Raw genomic sequence first — 15,966 nt, 5'->3', positions numbered from 1 at the left:
TCCCCGGCTCCCGGGCTCTCGGGCTCTCGGCTCTCGGCTCTCGGCTCTCTCGGCCACGAGCCGGGCGCACCAGGCCCACGTTGGCAATTTTGTTACGATCCTCCGCATGCGCAGCTCAGACACCACAGTCGACGGAGAGGACGTGCGTCGGGTCGTCACTTTGGCCATCGACGCTCTGAGACATGCGGATTCCCAGGCATGGGAGGCCAAGGCCGGCACGCTCGAGTGGACGTGTTGGGAGACGCTCGAGCACCTGGCCGATGACCTGTTCAGCTACGCCGCGAGGTTCGGGCTCACGAAGCCGCCGATGTCGGCAGGGTTGCCGTTCCGGACGAGCAGTGACCGAAGCGACGGACCGGCGAATGTCATCTTTGTTGAGCGGGCATCGGGCCCAGAGGGCCTCCTGACGATCATGGAGGCGTGTGGTGGCCTGCTCGCGTCCGTCCTGAGCACTGCTCCCTCGACCACCGTTGCTTACCACGTCTTCGGGCCCTCGGATCCGGAGGGCTTTGCCGCAATGGCCGTTGTTGAGACCCTCGTGCACACCCATGACATCGCTCAGGGTTTAAATCTGGAGTGGTCGCCGCCGAGAGAGTTGTGCGAACGGGTGCTGAAGAGGCTCTTTCCCCATGTCGCCATTGATCGTGACGCCTGGGAGATTCTGCTGTGGGCAACTGGACGCACCACTCTCCCCGATCGCCCACGAATCGCCGAGTGGCGCTGGTACGGCACGAAGAGCGCGTGACCGCCTGCTGAACGACTCGGCGAGCGCAGCAGAGGCGTCGGCAGTCCGAATCAGGTGATGGAAGAACCTGCGTTATTCGCAGAATTGGGGATCGTCGACGGGCTTCGCATCTTGGATCTGGGTTGTGGGGACGCGGCCACCGGGCGGAAGCTGCTTGACGCAGGATGCCGGAGCTATCTGGGCATGGACGGGTCGGCGTCGATGGTCCAGGCAGCTACGGCGACCTTGCACGGCACGACCGGTCGTGCCGTGCAAGTCGACATGGAGGACTTCTCTGCTTCGCCCAGCTCGTTCGATCTGATCGTTTCCCGGCTCGCCCTGCATTACGTCGAAGATGTCGCCCCGGTGCTGGCGGCCTGTCACAGATGTCTTTCGCCCGGTGGGCGGCTGGTCTTCACAGTCGTTCATCCCATGCTCAGTTCGTACGACTCGGGGACGCAGGGGACACGTACGAGTTGGGTCGTCGACGATTACTTCGTCAGAGGAGCTCGGCAGCGAGAATGGATGGGCGGAACAGCCACCTGGTTTCATCGGACCATCGAGGACTATGTCGACGCGTTGAAGACCGCGGGCTTCGCACTGAGCTCCTTGCGCGAATGCGAGCCGAATGAGGAACGATTCGCCGGCGACGTCGGTGAATACGAACGTCCCCGCCGGGTGCCTCTCTTCCTGCTGATCGCCGCCGGACGGCTCTGATCGTTCTTCGCCACTTTCACCGGGCCGGACCCGCTCTCGCTCTACCTGTCAGAGTGTGTGTCCCCAGGCCAGGGAGTGTGATCTCAAGCGAAGTCCAGACGTCTGCGACTTCGCCGGTGATCACGCAATTCAACAGCTCGACGTCGTTCTTCACGGCCAGTGTCGCCGCGTGGGCGCAGGCGGATCCAGGGTCGACCACGGCCAGCCTGGCCGCCGCCAGCGCGCTCAGATCGGCGGCATCGTTCAAGCGGTGACGCGCGACGCGTACGGAGCCCACCATGGCGAGGGCAGTGGCCACGGCCATCAACGCGCCCATGAGCGCCACCGACCACAGCGTGGCCGAGCCTCTGTCGTTACGTCCGGCAGTCATCTCTCACTCTCCGCAGGGGTGACCTTGTGATTTGCAACCTTTCTGATTCGCGACGACCCATCGACTCGCGTCATCGTCATTGGCGTCATCGTCATTGGCGACTTGCGATTCGCGACCGCGTGGTTGGCGTCCGCCACATGAGGTGACGGCCTGCTCTCGGGCGACGCGCCGGTCGGCTCCCGGTCGAGGTGGCGGATTCTCGGATGATGTGCGAGGCCTGCTCTTGGGTGGGGCGTTGGGTCACCGGGACAGGAGCAGGTCCCGCACTTGAATGGAGGTCGAGTCAGGGCTCGGTCGCAGCGGTAGCGGAGGCGGTGACTCGGACGGCCGGAAGCGCTGGGCCCCACGGTGGTCGTACTTCCACCGAGACTTCTATTCGTGTCTCTTCAGGATCTCGGCTCATCTCAATCTGGGCTTCCGGGCGGGTGGCTGAACGGACGAGGGCACGCACTTGGTCAAGGGGTTCGCCTCTGGCTGCTGCTCGTGCTGCGGCCCGTGCCGCGTCGACGCACTCAAGCTGGACCGCTACGGCTTGAATGGCCCACAGTGCCGCTGCCAAGACGACCATGAGCGCGGGCAGCATCGCAGCGGTTTCCGCAGTTACGGAGCCTCGGGACGCTGACTGCGGCTCTGTCTTGGAGGCTGTCGGTGGAGAGGTCATCCGCTGGTCTTGAGCGCGCGGTCTATGAGTGACGACAGCATTTCGTGGACTTCGGGACTGCTGACGACCTTGAAGAGCAGTGCGGCGAACGCGCAGGCCGCGATCGTGCCCACCGCGTATTCCGCTGTGGACATGCCGCGGTCCCGGTCATGGGCCGTGCAACGGGCTCGCCTGTCGGACAGCCACCGCCGGCAGCGGGCGCCCAGACCGCTCGCCTCAGAGGACGGCGGGGCATCCGCGGTGACGTTGGCTTGATCTGGGGTTGTGACGGAATGACGCATCGTGCCTCCCGGTGCTCAAGGTGCCGGGCTATGGGGCCATGCCCGGCGTGGGAATCCCAGCGTCGCCGAGGCGTGCATCAGACGGCCGGGCCGAGCGTCGTTCTGGGGATGACGGGGTGGCGGGGGGCGGCGGTTGTGGACAACTGCGGAAAGCTGTGACGGGATGGTTGGCGCCCATGACTGCGACGGCCTTACCGGCGCGATGTTGGTGGTCTCGCTGACGCAGGCTTCGAGGGGCCAGCCCACGCCTCTCGGAGAGCCAAGCTGACACGCCCCAGAGCAGCAGGCCAACCCCAGCCCGGGAAACCCAGCCGACACGTCCCAAACCGCCCAACCCACACCGCGTACGGGCCGACACGCCCCAGACCACCCGGCCGACACCACTCACGGAACTCGGCTGACATGGCCGAGTGCCAGCGTGAACCTGGGGCCCAGCGCCCTGCCCTGCTGCCCTGCTGCCTTGGCTGCCCTGCAGTCTTCGGTCTTGCGGCCTTGGAACTTGGGGCCTTGGGGCCTTGGGGGGTGTGTGAGCGGCTACGGCAGGATGATGGTGGATGCGAGGCCTGCCACCACAGGGATGATGCCCAGAAGGACGAAGGCCGGCAGGAAGCAGAGGCCCAGTGGCGCTACGGCTTTGACGCCCACGCTGCGCGCTGCGGCCACGGAAGCGGCTCGGGTGGCCTCCCGAGCGTCGTCCGCCAGGCGGGTGAGTACGTCCGCGACCGGGGCGCCGCTCTGGGCCGCTCGGCTCATCGCTCGGGAGAGTTGAGCCATGGCGGGCTCGCGGGCCGGGAGGGCCCATGTGGGTTCCGGGTCGGCGCCGAGGCGCAGTTGAGCGCTCACCCAGCTCAAACGCTGCCCCAAGGGGCCTCCGATCGCCGCGGCGGCGGTTTCCGTGGCGGCGCTGACTGGTTGGCCTGCGAGGAGGCAGGCGGCCATGAGGTCAGCGGCGAAGGGAAGATCTGTGGAGATCTGGCGGCGATCGCGTTGAAGCTCTGGGGGCTCTCTCTTGTGGAGGATCGCGGCCACGACCGGGGTGATCAGGAAGGCGGCCACAAGTCCGGGAATGCCGCCTATGAGCAGGCCCGCGACAAGTCCCGCGCAGGTGGCGGGGGCGATGGTGCGGGCGGTGGGCCGGTACTTCGGTGGTTCGTCTGGGTGGAGCCAGGCGGGTGGTGGTGGCTCATCGGAGCTGGGCCACGTTGGGGGCGGGTGCTCGGAAATCCTCCGCCGCGGTGACGGGCGCTCGTAAGAGGACCGCTTCGGTGACGAGTGCTCGGCGATCGGTCGCCCTGACGATGAGAACTCGGATCGGGACGGTTGCGGTGAGCGGGCGGTCGGGGCTCTCCGAATCGGAGTCGAGGGCCAGCGGGCGGCTTGTCGTCGGCGTGGATCCGTCGCGTCGGGGGTGGCCTTGGAGAGCAGGCGCGCCAGGCGTTGCGACGGGGTGGTGGGAGATGTCCACAACCAGGCCGCCCAGCCGGCGCAGATCGTGGAGATGAGCTCCAGCATGATGCGGGTCCGTTCGGATGAGGCGGGAGCCGGTGGTTCACGGCCTGTGCTGCGCGGATTCGTACGGCGGGTCAGGACTCTGCGGCGCGGGTGGCCATCCGGTGTGTCCACCACAGACCGCAGGCGTCCAGGGCGATCCCGGTCGCCAGGCACAGGAGGCCGGGAACGCCGCCGAGCAGGAAGTCGAGGGGGTGCATGCCGAGGGCCGCTCCCATGAGGAGGCCCAGCACCGGCAGCCCGGCCAGCATTCTGGCTGTCGTGCGCGGGCCTGCGAGCTGTGCGGCGACGTCCTGACGGTGTGCTTTGGCGGTGCGCAACGCGCCGGCCACTCGCTCCACAACGGCGGCGAGACCGGCGCCCACGCTCACACCGACGTCCCAGCACGCGGCCAGGCGGACCAAGCCCTCCCCACCCTGGGCGGCGGCCGCCACGGACACCAGGGCGGAGCGCACGTCACCGCCGTCTCTTGCCGCGGCCAGGACAGGGCGCAGGGCCTCCGGGTCGGGGAAATCCACCGCGGTGACTGCTCTGGTCAACGCCTCTCCTGGGGTGCGGCCGGCCGACAGTTCGGCGGACAGGGCCTGACACAGCTCTATCGACGCTCGCCGCCATGCCTCGGCACGGCGGGCTCGGCTGGGCCGGGTGAGGAGTCGTCGTAGCGACTGCCGCTGAAATGCTCCCTCGCGGGAGGTCAGCCTGTTGAGTCGAAGTGCTGCGACATCCGGGCCTGTCCACAGCCACACGGCAAGGGCTGTGGACAACGCGGCCACCAGGATTCCGGTCATCGAAACCGTCCCGGGCCGTGCCAACATCCAGCTCGCGACCAGGCCGACGGGTTGGGGTCGGTTGTCATGACGTCGGCTCTCGTCGTGAAGCGGGTGATCATGCCTCGTCCACTCTGTGCTGGAAAGGGTGATCATGGTTTGGGTCTTGTGTCATGGCCGCGTAGCCGGGGCCCCGATGGGGATGGCCTGCGGAGTCGAAGGTCACCGCCGGGACCGCCTCGACAAGACCCGTCGATGATCTGGACAGCAGGCAGATCTCCGAGACGCGGCGCCGGCCGTCGGGGCGGGAGCGGGTCAGATGGATGACCACGTCCAGCGCTGCGGCGAGCTGGCTGTGCACGGCCTGCCTGCTCAAGCCCGCCGCGCAGCCGAGTGCCTCAAGCCGGGCCGGCACGTCGGCCGCGGTGTTGGCGTGGAGGGTGCCGCAACCGCCCTCGTGGCCGGTGTTGAGAGCCGCCAGGAGATCCACCACCTCGGATCCACGCACCTCGCCGACGACGAGGCGGTCCGGGCGCATCCTCAGGGCCTGCCGCACCAGGTCGCGCAGTCCGACGCCGCCCGCGCCCTCGAGGTTGGCCGGTCGGGACTCCAGGCGGACCACGTGGGGATGGAGGGGGCGCAGCTCGGCTGAGTCCTCGACCAGGAGGAGTCGCTCGCCAGGGTCAGCCAGTGACAGGAGGGCCGACAGGAGTGTCGTCTTTCCGGTGCCTGTGCCACCTGTCACCAGGAACGCCCGTCTGGCCGACACCAGAGTGGTGAGCATCGGGACCGCCTGGGACGTGATCGTGCCCGCCGCCACCAGGTCGTCGAGCGTGAACGTGCGGCGGGGCGGCAGGCGCAGGGAGATACTGGTGCCGCCGGAGGCGACCGGCGGCAGGACGGCGTGCAGGCGCACGCCTCCGGTCAAGCGGGCGTCCACGTAGGGGGACGCGTCGTCCAGGCGTCTGCCTGCGGCGGCTGCCAGGCGCTGGGCGAGCCTGCGGACCGCGCCGTCGTCGGTGAAGGTGATCGACGTGAGGCGCAGGCCCTGGCCGTCGTCGACCCATACCTCTCGGGGGCCGTTGACCAGCACGTCCGTTACGTCGGGCGCGGCCAGGAGAGGCTCCAGGGGACCTGCGCCGATGAGGTCGGCGCACAGGGCGCGCGCGACGGCGAGGATCTCGGCGTCGCCGTAGACCGATCTCTCCGCCCGCAGGGCGACCGCCACCTGGGCGGCGGTGGGCTCCACGCCTGCGCGTGCCAACCGGACACGCACGGCTTCGACCAGCTCGGGGGACACTTGTTGGTTCATGGGGGCGCCTCGGAGTGGTGGGCTGTCAGGACGGCAGCAGGTCGTGCAGAAGCGTCGTGCAGAAGCTGCCGAGGATGGTGCGGGGGCCGAGCCTGGGGAGGTCGCCGCGATTGAGGGTGGCCGTCAGGCGGGGCTGATCTGCCAGGTGGCCGGCTGCGGGGATGCCCAGGGATGCGGCCGCCACGTCGTCGTCGAGGACGCCGGGGCGGATGACGGCACGGATGTCTGCCGTGTGCCGGCTCGCCTGGCCGAGGACCTGGGCGGCGGCCAGGACTCCGCGCACGTCGGCGGTGGCCACGAGGAGGGTGCTGCTCGCTCTGCCCAGGGCCTCGATCGCGGCCGGGTCCAGATGGCGGGGCAGGTCCACGACCACCAGGTCGAAGCCGCGGCCGCCTGCCTCCAGGACCGAGCGCATGGCCTGCGCGGGGATGGGCTGCGTCTCGCCCCGGTGGAAGGAGAGCACCGCCAGCTCGCCGGAGGACGGCAGTGCGGCCTGGAGTGCGGCGGAGCTGATGCGCCCCTGCCTGGCTACGAGGTCCGCCCACCTGGCGCCTGGGGCCTCCTCCTGACCGAGGAGGGCATCGACGCCGCCTCCCAGCGGATCGGCGTCCACGAGCAGGGTGCGCAGATGATCGCGGGAGGCGTGCAGGGCGAGGCAGGCCGACAGCACGCTGGCGCCGGCTCCGCCACGGCCGCCGATCACGCACAGGACCGTGCCTGAGCGCGGGTGGGGCTCCATCGCGTCGGCGAACTCCTCCACGAGGCGGCGCTCCTCCTCCGGCAGCGACACCACTGCTTGGGCGCCCGCGGTGACGCATCTTCGCCATGTGTCGGGGTGGTCAGGATCGCGGGTCACCAGGAGCACCCGATCTCGGGCGGGCGGTGAGACCGCGGCCACCGCGTCGGCCAGGTCGGCGCCGACCACCACAAGGGGCGCGAGGCTCCAGAAGGGGCGGGCGTGGGCCGGGACGTGGGCGACGTCGAGCTGCGCTCCGGCCGCGGCGGCTATGCGGACGAGGTCGTCGAGCAGGTCTCGATCCTCGGTGATGACCAGTGGGCGGTGCATCGGTCCTCCCTGTTGTTCGGGAGGTCAACCATGCGCGGAGCGGGGTGGGCCGGGAGGAGGCGAACGGGGTTCTGGGGATAGCGGGCCCCATGGCCACACAGGCTGTGGAAAACGTCGGGGTCTCTGGATGGGTGAGGTTCGTGGGGACGCACGGGCGGTATCCCGCGGCCAGGTGAACTTCACGGGGACTACCGCCCCTGGGCCGAGGTTCGCGGGGGACCCCGCAGGGCGGTATGTCCTCGGTCCTGCGATCGGCATGTGCGTTGCCCAGGCGAGGCCGGCTGCTTCGGGGCCGCGCGCCCGACCGATACCGCCCCACGGCCTCCGCGAAACCTCGGACCCAGGGGGATACCTGCCCGGCAGTCCCACGAAGTTCAGGATCCAGACTTGCCGGGCACGGAGCCCTCCGCGCGACGGAGAGGCTTGCGGAGGGCCGGGAAAAGGGGCGACCCCCGCCGGGGGGGAGAGCGGGGGTCGCCTGATCGGTCCGGCTCCGGGGGGGTAGAGCCGGTCCCGTTTCAGAAGAAAGCTTTCATCACTTCACCAGAGCATGGCAAGAGAGTTGGAAACCAATCCCCGTGCGTCACCGCTCCAGTTTGGGGTGATACCCCCGTATGCTGCCCGATCGACTCGAGTTTCGTCGAGGAGCAAACTCGCGTTTTCGCCAAGTTTTTTGGCAACCACATAACGATCACATAAAGGTGATCACACTGAGTGATCGTCACGGCTTGGTAACCCCGCCTCGCGAACGCCCCTGCGATCACCACACCGAAGCGGCGGCCACGTCCGAGTAAAGGTCTTGGTCCCAGGGGTTCCCATCAGGGCCGATCCGTCGTACAAAGGGGACACGGACCAGTTGTCCGGGTGCATCAGTCGGGCACCCACGTGCGACCAGCCGCGGGAGGCGCGTCGAGATGGGCTTGACCCATCCGACGAATGAAGCTGCACGCTTGGTAACCCGGTGTGATGCACCGGCAGACGGCGTCTCATGACTGAGACGCCGTCCGCTATGTCAGCCTCTCTGCATCGCCTCGCAGATCGCCGCCGTCTCGCGTACGCCCAGAGTGACCGCGGAGGCACACTGCTGTATCCATAGCGCCACCCCGTCGGGCGTGCCGGACAGGTAGGCGCGCAGCCCTTCCGCGTACGGCAGGTCGAGATGCCCGACCTCGACCGCGACCAGGGATTTTGGGTCCAGGCCGTACTCCACCAGCGTGAGCCGCTCGGCGGCGCGTGCGACGACGCCGTCGGCTGTGCCGAACGGCCGCAGCACCGCCAGCTCGGCGTGGACCACGGCGGCCAGCACCAGCGCCGGCGCCTTCGTCGGGGAGTCCAGCAGCTCGAAAAGGCTTTCCAGGCGCGCCGTCGTCTCTTCCGGACTCGGCGCCGAGCCCAGCCCGAGCGGGTCGAGGGCGTGCTGGACGGCGCGGGGACGGCCGAGGTCCGGCTCGTCCGCCAGGCCGGCGGCGGCGACCGTGTGCAGGCGGGCGAGCACCTGGCGCGGGGCCTTTCGCCAGGTCGGCCCCAGACGACCTAGCTCGGCCGACGCGCGCAGGGCGCCCTGGACGACCGGATCGTGCACCTCGTCCCTGCGCAGGGCGTCGAGCGGCACGTCCACGCCCTCGATGGCCGCGGAGGCGCGCGCGCCACGCAGGGAGGACTCGGTGGAAACCGCTGGGCTGGCACGGCGCAGGACACGGTGGCGGTAGAGCCGGTCGACGGCCTCGCGGGCCGTTTCGATCGCCTCGGCGACGCCGGGAAGCTGCGCGATGGCGGCCAATGGGTCAGTCACGGAACCCGACCCTACCTGCGGGCCCATCTCGCGCCGCGCACAGGCGCCAGACCGTGCGGGCATCCGACCGCTACGGCTACAAGAGGAAACGCCTCAAGAGGGGGCCCATAAAGCTCTCTCATTGGCCCGTTCCATAATTAACGGATTCCGAGACCACAACGTTTCAATAGCATTTGTCAGGCGTCCGATAAACCACGGTCACGAGCCATCCCACGGTACAGACCTGTCTAGACCTCTTGTGGTGGGTGCCCGTGACCTGGTGAAGTGGGACATGACCTAAGCAATCTGGCCATAGAAGGAGCACGCAGTGGCCCCGGAGACCCCTGGCAACGAACCCCAGGCGCTGTCCAACCTGCTACAGGAGAACCGCCGGTTCGCACCACCGGCCGACCTGGCAGCGGCCGCGAACGTGACGGCCGCCGCCTATGCCGAGGCGTCCGCCGACCGTCTCGGTTTTTGGGAGCGTGCTGCCGAGCGGCTGACCTGGTCCAAGCGGTGGGACACCACGCTGGAGTGGAACGCCCCGTTCGCCAAATGGTTCGTCGGTGGCGAGCTGAACGTCGCCTACAACTGCGTCGACCGTCACGTCGAGGCGGGTCGTGGCGACAAGGTGGCCTACTACTGGGAGGGCGAGCCCGAGGGCGACACCCGCACCTTGACCTACAGCGACCTGCAGCGGGAGGTCTCCAAGACGGCCAACGCCCTGCAGGAGCTGGGTGTGGGCAAGGGCGACCGGGTGGCCGTCTACCTGCCGATGATCCCCGAGCTGCCGATCACGATGCTGGCCTGCGCCCGCATCGGGGCGATCCACTCGGTGGTGTTCGGCGGCTTCTCCGCCGCCGCGTTGAAGAGCCGCATCGACGACGCCGACGCCAAGCTGGTCGTGACCGCCGACGGCGGCTACCGCCGCGGCGCCCCGTCCGCGCTCAAGCCGACGGTGGACGAGGCCGTCGCCGAGTGCCCGCAGGTGGAGAACGTCCTGGTCGTGCGCCGCACCGGCCAGGAGGTCGCCGCCAGCGAGCGCGACGTGTGGTGGCACGACGTGGTCGACCGGCAGAGCGACCAGCACACCCCCGCGCCGCACGACGCCGAGGACCCGCTCTACATCCTCTACACCAGCGGCACGACCGGCAGGCCGAAGGGCATCCTGCACACCACCGGCGGCTACCTGACGCAGACCGCCTGGACGCACGACGCCGTCTTCGACCTCAAGCCGGACAACGACATCTACTGGTGCACCGCGGACATCGGCTGGGTGACCGGGCACTCGTACATCGTGTACGGCCCGCTGGCCAACGGCGCGACGAGCGTGATCTACGAGGGCACGCCGGACACCCCGCACCGGGGCCGGTTCTGGGAGATCGTGCAGAAGTACAAGGTCACGCTGCTCTACACGGCGCCGACGGCGATCCGGACGTTCATGAAGTGGGGAGACGACATCCCCGCCAAGTTCGACATGTCGAGCCTGCGGATCCTGGGCTCGGTCGGCGAGCCGATCAACCCCGAGGCCTACGTCTGGTATCGCGAGCACATCGGCGGCGAGCGTTGCCCGGTCGTCGACACCTGGTGGCAGACCGAGACGGGCGCGATCATGATCAGCCCGCTGCCCGGCGTCACCGCGGCCAAGCCCGGCGCCGCCATGCGGCCGCTGCCGGGGATCAACGCCGACGTCGTCGACGACCAGGGCAACAGCGTGCCGAACGGCGGCGGCGGTTTCCTGGTGATCCGCGACCCGTGGCCGGCGATGCTGCGCACCATCTGGGGCGACGACCAGCGCTACATCGACACCTACTGGAGCAGGTTCGAGGGGATGTACTTCCCCGGCGACGGCGCCAAGAAGGACGAGGACGGCGACCTGTGGCTGCTCGGCCGCGTCGACGACGTCATGCTCGTCTCCGGCCACAACATCTCCACCACGGAGGTGGAGAGCGCGCTGGTCAGCCACCCGAAGGTGGCCGAGGCGGCCGTGGTGGGCGCGACCGACCCGGTGACCGGCCAGGCCATCGTGTCGTTCGTGATCCTGCGCGGCTCCGCGGAGGAGGGCGAGAACATCGCCGCCGAGCTGCGCGCCCATGTGGCCAAGACGCTCGGTCCGATCGCCAAGCCGCGACAGATCCTGGTGGTGCCCGAGCTGCCCAAGACCCGCTCCGGCAAGATCATGCGCCGTCTCCTGCGTGACGTGGCGGAGAACCGCAGCGTCGGCGACGTCACCACGCTGGCCGACAGCACGGTGATGAACCTGATCTCGGAGAAGCTCCCCTCGGCGAAGGCCGAGGACTAGCCGTCCCGTAAGGCAGACACTCGACCGCATGTCCCGAAATTTCGGGACATGCGGTCGAGGTGCGTCAAGGGCCTGTTTGGGTAGGCTGAATACCGGTGTGCCGGGAAGTCGGGTCGGCGTCAGGGGGACTCATGCCCTCTGACCGACTCCGAGGGGATCTTCCTGTGCGCCCAGCCACCAACACGTGGCCGACCGTCCGCTACGCCCGCACCCTGACCGAGGCCCTCCGCACCGAGACGCTCGGCGGCATCGTCATGCTGGGCGCCACGATCTGCGCCCTCATCTGGGCCAACGTCTCCCCCGGCAGCTACACCGCCCTGCGCGAGACGCCGATCGGCGGCATGGAGCTCTACCAGTGGGCCCAGCACGGCCTGCTGACCGTCTTCTTCTTCGTGGCGGGTGTGGAGGTCAAGGAGGAGTTCGTCCACGGCGAGCTGGCGAACCCGCGAAAGGCGGCGCTGCCCATCATCGCCTCCGTGGGCGGGATGATCGTTCCGGCGGTCGTCTTCCTCCTGGTCAGCTGGGGCGCCCCTGACGCGGCCAGAGGCTGGGCCATCCCGACGGCCACCGACATCGCCTTCGCACTGGCGGTGCTGGCCGTGACCGCCGGCGCGATGCCGGCCGCGCTCCGCGCGTTCCTGCTGACCAGCGCTGTCGTGGACGACCTCGGCGCCATCACGATCATCGCCGTCTTCTACACCGACGACCTCGACCTCCTCATGCTCCTGGCCGGCGCCGCGCTGATCGCGGTCTACGGCCTCCTGCAGTGGCGCGGTGTCCGCAGCCCGTGGATCCACCTGCCGCTCGCGGTGGCCGCCTGGTACGCGGTCGAGCTGAGCGGCGTGCACGCGACGGTGGCCGGGGTCGCGCTGGGCCTGCTGACCCGGGTGCGGACCACCGCGAACGAGGCGCGCTCCCCCGCCGAGGCCGCCGACCACTACATCCGGCCGATCTCGGCCGGCCTGGCGGTGCCGGTCTTCGCCTTCCTTTCCGCGGGGGTGAAGCTGGACGCGTCGAGCCTCGGCGCTATGTTCTCCGATCGGGTAGTTCTGGGAGTGATTGCGGGGCTCGTGGTGGGGAAGTTCCTGGGCGTGTTCGGCGGTGCCTGGCTTTCTGTGCGGCTGGGGCTGGCGCGGCTGGCGCGGGAGTTGCGCTGGCGGGACATGGCGGCGGTGTCGTTGCTGGCCGGGATCGGCTTCACGGTGTCGCTGCTGATCGCCGATCTGGCCTATGGTGCCGATCAGGAGCGCGTCGCGGCCGTCACCACCGGGATCCTCGCGGCGAGCCTCATCGCCTCTGTACTGGCGGCGGTGCTGCTTCACGTACGGGTACGAAAGCGTCGCATTGCGCAGGATGATGATTGACACGGCCACCAGGCCTCGATAGGAGACGTTCATGCCGCAGACTCCCGAGGAAGAATCCCTGGGCTCGCTGGTCGCCCAGGCGAGCAATCACATCTCGACCCTGGTCCGCTCCGAGATCGAGCTGGCCAAGGCCGAGTTCAGGTTCGACGCCAAACGGGTCGGCATGGCCGGTGGTCTGTTCGCCGCGGCTGCCTTCATGGCGCACCTGTGCCTGATCCTCGCCTCGTTCACGATCGCGTACGTACTGGCCCAGTGGCTGCCGCAGTGGGCGGCCTTCCTCATCGTGACGGTCTTCTACCTGCTGGTCGCGGCACTGCTGGTCTTCATCGGGATCCGGAGACTGAAAGGCCTGGCCGGGATGAAGCGGACGACCCGCTCCATCAAGGGGCTCAAGGAGATCGCCACGCCGGAGGAGTCACTCCCGGCGGCCGGGCCGGTGAGCCGTGATGGCGCCTGACGAGGGGGTCGTCCAGATCGAGGGACCTTGGACGCACCGTGCGGTGCACGCGGGCGGCACCCGCTTCCACGTGGTGGAGGCAGGTGAGGGCCCGCTCGTGCTGCTGCTGCACGGGTTCCCGCAGTTCTGGTGGACCTGGCGGCACCAGCTGCGGTCGCTTCCGGCGGCCGGGTTCCGCGCGGTCGCGGTGGACCTTCGGGGCTACGGCGGCAGCGACAAGCCGCCACGCGGCTACGACCTGCCGACGCTGGCCGCCGACGCGACCGGGCTGATCAGGGCGCTCGGCGAGACCGGCGCGATCGTGGTCGGCCACGACTGGGGCGGCCTGCTCGGCTGGACGATGGCGGTGCTCGAACCCAAGAGCGTGTACCGGCTGGTCACCGTGTCGGCTCCGCACCCGCTGCGGCTGCGGAACTCGCTGTTCAGCGACCCCCTGGGCCAGCTCAGGGCGAGCGGGCCCAGGCTCGGCTTCCAGCTTCCGCTGCTGCCGGAGCGCAGGCTGACGCGCGACGACGCCTCGCTGGTCGGCAAGCTGCTCGACGGCTGGTCACGGCCGGGCTGGCCGGATGCGGAGACCGCGAGCACCTATCGTGAGGCGTTCCGGATCCCGGCTGTGGCGCACTGCGCGCTGGAGTATCACCGGTGGTTCGGCCGCTCGCAGCTCCGCCCGGACGGGCTGCGTTACGCCAGGGCCATGCGGACCGAGATCGAGGCGCCCACCCTGCAGCTGCACGGAGCCCAGGATCGGTGCATCCTGCCGCGCACCGCGCAGGGGTCGGGCCGCTACGTGGCGGCTCCTTACCGGTGGCGGCTGGTGGAAGGGGCGGGTCACTATCCCCACGAGGAGACACCTGACGTGTTCGACACCGAGCTGCTCGGCTGGCTGGCTGACCCGGAGCCGGACCGATGAGGGATCGCGATCCGGCGGGACGGCCGCGCAGCGCCAGGCCGCGTGACGCCTACGGCAGGCCCCTGCCGCACGGCTCTCCCGGCATGCCGAGGGTGCCCGACGACTACGCGCCGAGCACCGAGCAGGCGCTGGCCGACGGCCGCGGTTTCCTGGGCGAGGGCCTGCCGTTCAACGCGCACGAAGTGTTCGAGGGGCGCTGGAAGTGCGCTCCGGAGGAGGAGCGCGAGCTGTGGCAGGGGCTCGCGCAGATCTGCGTGGGCCTGACTCATCTGCAGCGGGGCAACGGGCGCGGCGCGCTGACCCTGTTCGGCCGGGGCGCCGCCCGGGTGCAGGGCTACGGCGAGCCGTACGACGCGGTGGGCAGGGCCGCCTCCGGGCTGAGCCAGGACAGCGACCCGGCGCAGGCCGTCAGGCTGATTCTGAAGGCACTGCCGGGCTAGTCAGGGCCGTACGCGAAAGCAGAGCCCCCGAGGGGTGAGGGGTCAGTCGCAGTCCTGCGTGCTGGCCGGAGAGGTGTCGTTGCGGCCCTGGTCGGCGTCGGGCTTGACCTCCGCGGCGGTCAGCGCGTAGCCGGTCTCCTCCTGCTCGCTGACGGCCGCAGCGAAGATCACGCCGAAGACGCGCCCGTCGACGGTGAGCAGCGGCCCGCCCGAGTTGCCCGGCATCACCCTGCCGCGGACCGAGTAGATGGAGCGGGTGACGTTGGAGCTGCGGTAGATGTCGGGGCCCTGGGCGTCGAGGCGGCCACGGATGCGGGCCGGCTCGGCGGTGAAGCCCTTGCCCTTGGGGAAGCCGGCGATGATCGCGTTGTCGCCCTTCTCGGCGCTGCCGTCGAAGGTGAGCGTCGGCAGGCCCAGCCCCGGCACGTAGAGGATGGCGATGTCACGCCGCGGGTTGTAGCGGACGACCGTGGCCGTGTGGCGCTTGAACTCCGAGTCGATGACCTGCAGGTCGCGCGTCACTCCCGCGACGACGTGCGCGTTGGTCATGATGCGGTCCCTGGCGTAGACGAAGCCGGTGCCCTCGACGTGCTTGTTGCAGATGGCGTTGCCCTGCACCTTGACGATGGCCCGCTGGGCGCGGCCCAGCTTGGCGCCCTGCAGGACGCTCTGCGCGGGCGGCGGCACGTCGACGATGCCGCCCGCGCCGATCGCGTCGAAGACCGGAGGGAACTCCGAGCGGTCGATGAACTTCTTGAACGGCTGCTGCCAGTTGCGCGCCGCCTGCGGGATCGCGTCGTCGACCGTGGTGAGCAGCAGCGATCCCTTGACCTGGTCCACCAGCGGCTTGAACGACGTCGAGACGATCAGCGACCCGATCAGCCAGGCGATCACCAGCACCGACAGCGCGCTGGCGAACGTGCCGCCGACCGCGTCGGCCACCTTGGCGGGCTCCCAGGTGACGTGGCTGCGCACCACGGCCCCGATGGTGGAGGAGGCGAACTGGCCGATCGTCGCGGCGAGGAAGACGATCACGATCGCGAGCAGCGCCTGCGGGGTGTCCCCGTCGACGATCGCCCGGGAGATCGGCGGAGCGATGAACACCCCGAGCACCGCGCCGCCCACGAACCCCACGAAACTCATGACGCCGATGATGAAACCCTGACGGTAACCCGAGACGCCGAAGGCGATCACGAGGCCGATCAATATGAGGTCAAGCAGATCGCCGCGCACGCTTCAAAGCTAACCAGTGATCCGGTCAAGTGTGCACGTCTTCGTCCAGGACCGCGCTACCGCGCTGGCTACCTTGGCCGGT

16 protein-coding genes are annotated in these 15,966 nt (G+C 69.3%); 7 read left to right on the top strand and 9 right to left on the bottom strand.

Annotated elements, in window-relative coordinates; translation table 11 throughout:
• Nucleotides 1-106: 106 nt before the first annotated feature.
• On the top strand, nucleotides 107-745 hold the full coding sequence (locus V5E28_RS30950; protein WP_336212144.1) for a maleylpyruvate isomerase N-terminal domain-containing protein: 639 nt from the start codon (nucleotides 107-109) through the stop codon (nucleotides 743-745).
• 57 nt (nucleotides 746-802) lie between these two features.
• Nucleotides 803-1,441 (top strand): class I SAM-dependent methyltransferase, encoded by a 639-nt coding sequence (locus tag V5E28_RS30945; protein WP_336212143.1) that lies wholly within the window; start codon nucleotides 803-805, stop codon nucleotides 1,439-1,441.
• Nucleotides 1,442-1,457: 16 nt separating this feature from the next.
• On the opposite strand, the gene V5E28_RS30940 is transcribed toward V5E28_RS30945, so the two are convergent.
• The 8 genes from V5E28_RS30940 to V5E28_RS30905 form a co-directional block, all read right to left on the bottom strand.
• Nucleotides 1,458-1,811 carry an Rv3654c family TadE-like protein gene (locus V5E28_RS30940; RefSeq protein ID WP_336212141.1) on the bottom strand — a complete coding sequence of 118 codons (354 nt, stop codon included), beginning with the start codon at nucleotides 1,809-1,811 and terminating at the stop codon, nucleotides 1,458-1,460.
• A 283-nt stretch (nucleotides 1,812-2,094) separates the two neighbouring features.
• Nucleotides 2,095-2,472: a TadE family type IV pilus minor pilin gene (locus tag V5E28_RS30935; RefSeq protein WP_336212139.1), complete on the bottom strand. Its 378-nt coding sequence runs from the start codon at nucleotides 2,470-2,472 to the stop codon at nucleotides 2,095-2,097.
• Nucleotides 2,469-2,606: a DUF4244 domain-containing protein gene (locus tag V5E28_RS49685; protein ID WP_442945891.1), complete on the bottom strand. Its 138-nt coding sequence runs from the start codon at nucleotides 2,604-2,606 to the stop codon at nucleotides 2,469-2,471. Before V5E28_RS49685 ends, V5E28_RS30935 begins: the two co-directional genes overlap by 4 nt.
• Before the next feature lie 681 nt (nucleotides 2,607-3,287).
• Complete coding sequence (locus V5E28_RS30925; protein ID WP_336212136.1) at nucleotides 3,288-3,809, bottom strand: type II secretion system F family protein; 522 nt, start codon at nucleotides 3,807-3,809, stop codon at nucleotides 3,288-3,290.
• Nucleotides 3,810-4,336: 527 nt separating this feature from the next.
• Complete coding sequence (locus tag V5E28_RS30920; protein ID WP_336212134.1) at nucleotides 4,337-5,050, bottom strand: type II secretion system F family protein; 714 nt, start codon at nucleotides 5,048-5,050, stop codon at nucleotides 4,337-4,339.
• A 97-nt stretch (nucleotides 5,051-5,147) separates the two neighbouring features.
• The gene (locus V5E28_RS30915; protein ID WP_336212132.1) at nucleotides 5,148-6,341 is read right to left on the bottom strand and encodes a TadA family conjugal transfer-associated ATPase; all 1,194 of its coding nucleotides are present in this window, start codon (nucleotides 6,339-6,341) and stop codon (nucleotides 5,148-5,150) included.
• Between the two features lie 25 nt (nucleotides 6,342-6,366).
• On the bottom strand, nucleotides 6,367-7,407 hold the full coding sequence (gene ssd / locus V5E28_RS30910; protein WP_336212131.1) for a septum site-determining protein Ssd: 1,041 nt from the start codon (nucleotides 7,405-7,407) through the stop codon (nucleotides 6,367-6,369).
• Nucleotides 7,408-8,419: 1,012 nt separating this feature from the next.
• Complete coding sequence (locus V5E28_RS30905; protein WP_336212129.1) at nucleotides 8,420-9,199, bottom strand: Fic family protein; 780 nt, start codon at nucleotides 9,197-9,199, stop codon at nucleotides 8,420-8,422.
• Nucleotides 9,200-9,506: 307 nt separating this feature from the next.
• On the opposite strand from V5E28_RS30905, the gene acs reads away from it, so the two are divergent.
• The 5 genes from acs (at nucleotide 9,507) to V5E28_RS30880 (ending at nucleotide 14,651) form a co-directional block, all read left to right on the top strand.
• On the top strand, nucleotides 9,507-11,480 hold the full coding sequence (acs, locus tag V5E28_RS30900; RefSeq protein WP_336212128.1) for an acetate--CoA ligase: 1,974 nt from the start codon (nucleotides 9,507-9,509) through the stop codon (nucleotides 11,478-11,480).
• Nucleotides 11,481-11,644: 164 nt separating this feature from the next.
• Nucleotides 11,645-12,844 (top strand): Na+/H+ antiporter NhaA, encoded by a 1,200-nt coding sequence (nhaA, locus tag V5E28_RS30895; protein WP_336212126.1) that lies wholly within the window; start codon nucleotides 11,645-11,647, stop codon nucleotides 12,842-12,844.
• A 31-nt stretch (nucleotides 12,845-12,875) separates the two neighbouring features.
• Nucleotides 12,876-13,301, top strand: a complete 426-nt coding sequence (locus V5E28_RS30890; protein WP_336212124.1) for a phage holin family protein — start codon at nucleotides 12,876-12,878, stop codon at nucleotides 13,299-13,301.
• Nucleotides 13,291-14,211 (top strand): alpha/beta fold hydrolase, encoded by a 921-nt coding sequence (locus V5E28_RS30885; protein WP_336212123.1) that lies wholly within the window; start codon nucleotides 13,291-13,293, stop codon nucleotides 14,209-14,211. The genes V5E28_RS30890 and V5E28_RS30885 overlap by 11 nt, the downstream gene beginning before the upstream one ends.
• Nucleotides 14,208-14,651, top strand: a complete 444-nt coding sequence (locus V5E28_RS30880; protein WP_336212121.1) for a DUF309 domain-containing protein — start codon at nucleotides 14,208-14,210, stop codon at nucleotides 14,649-14,651. Before V5E28_RS30885 ends, V5E28_RS30880 begins: the two co-directional genes overlap by 4 nt.
• Before the next feature lie 42 nt (nucleotides 14,652-14,693).
• Here the strand turns inward: V5E28_RS30880 and V5E28_RS30875 are convergent, their stop codons facing one another.
• Nucleotides 14,694-15,884, bottom strand: coding sequence for a MarP family serine protease (locus tag V5E28_RS30875; RefSeq protein ID WP_336212119.1), 1,191 nt, complete (start codon nucleotides 15,882-15,884; stop codon nucleotides 14,694-14,696).
• Nucleotides 15,885-15,966 lie beyond the last annotated feature (82 nt).

It is taken from the genome of Nonomuraea sp. LPB2021202275-12-8 (assembly GCF_037044575.1).
Taxonomy (GTDB): domain Bacteria; phylum Actinomycetota; class Actinomycetes; order Streptosporangiales; family Streptosporangiaceae; genus Nonomuraea.
Note: the sequence above shows the minus strand (reverse complement) of the source record. Positions and strands in the feature narration are given on the sequence as shown.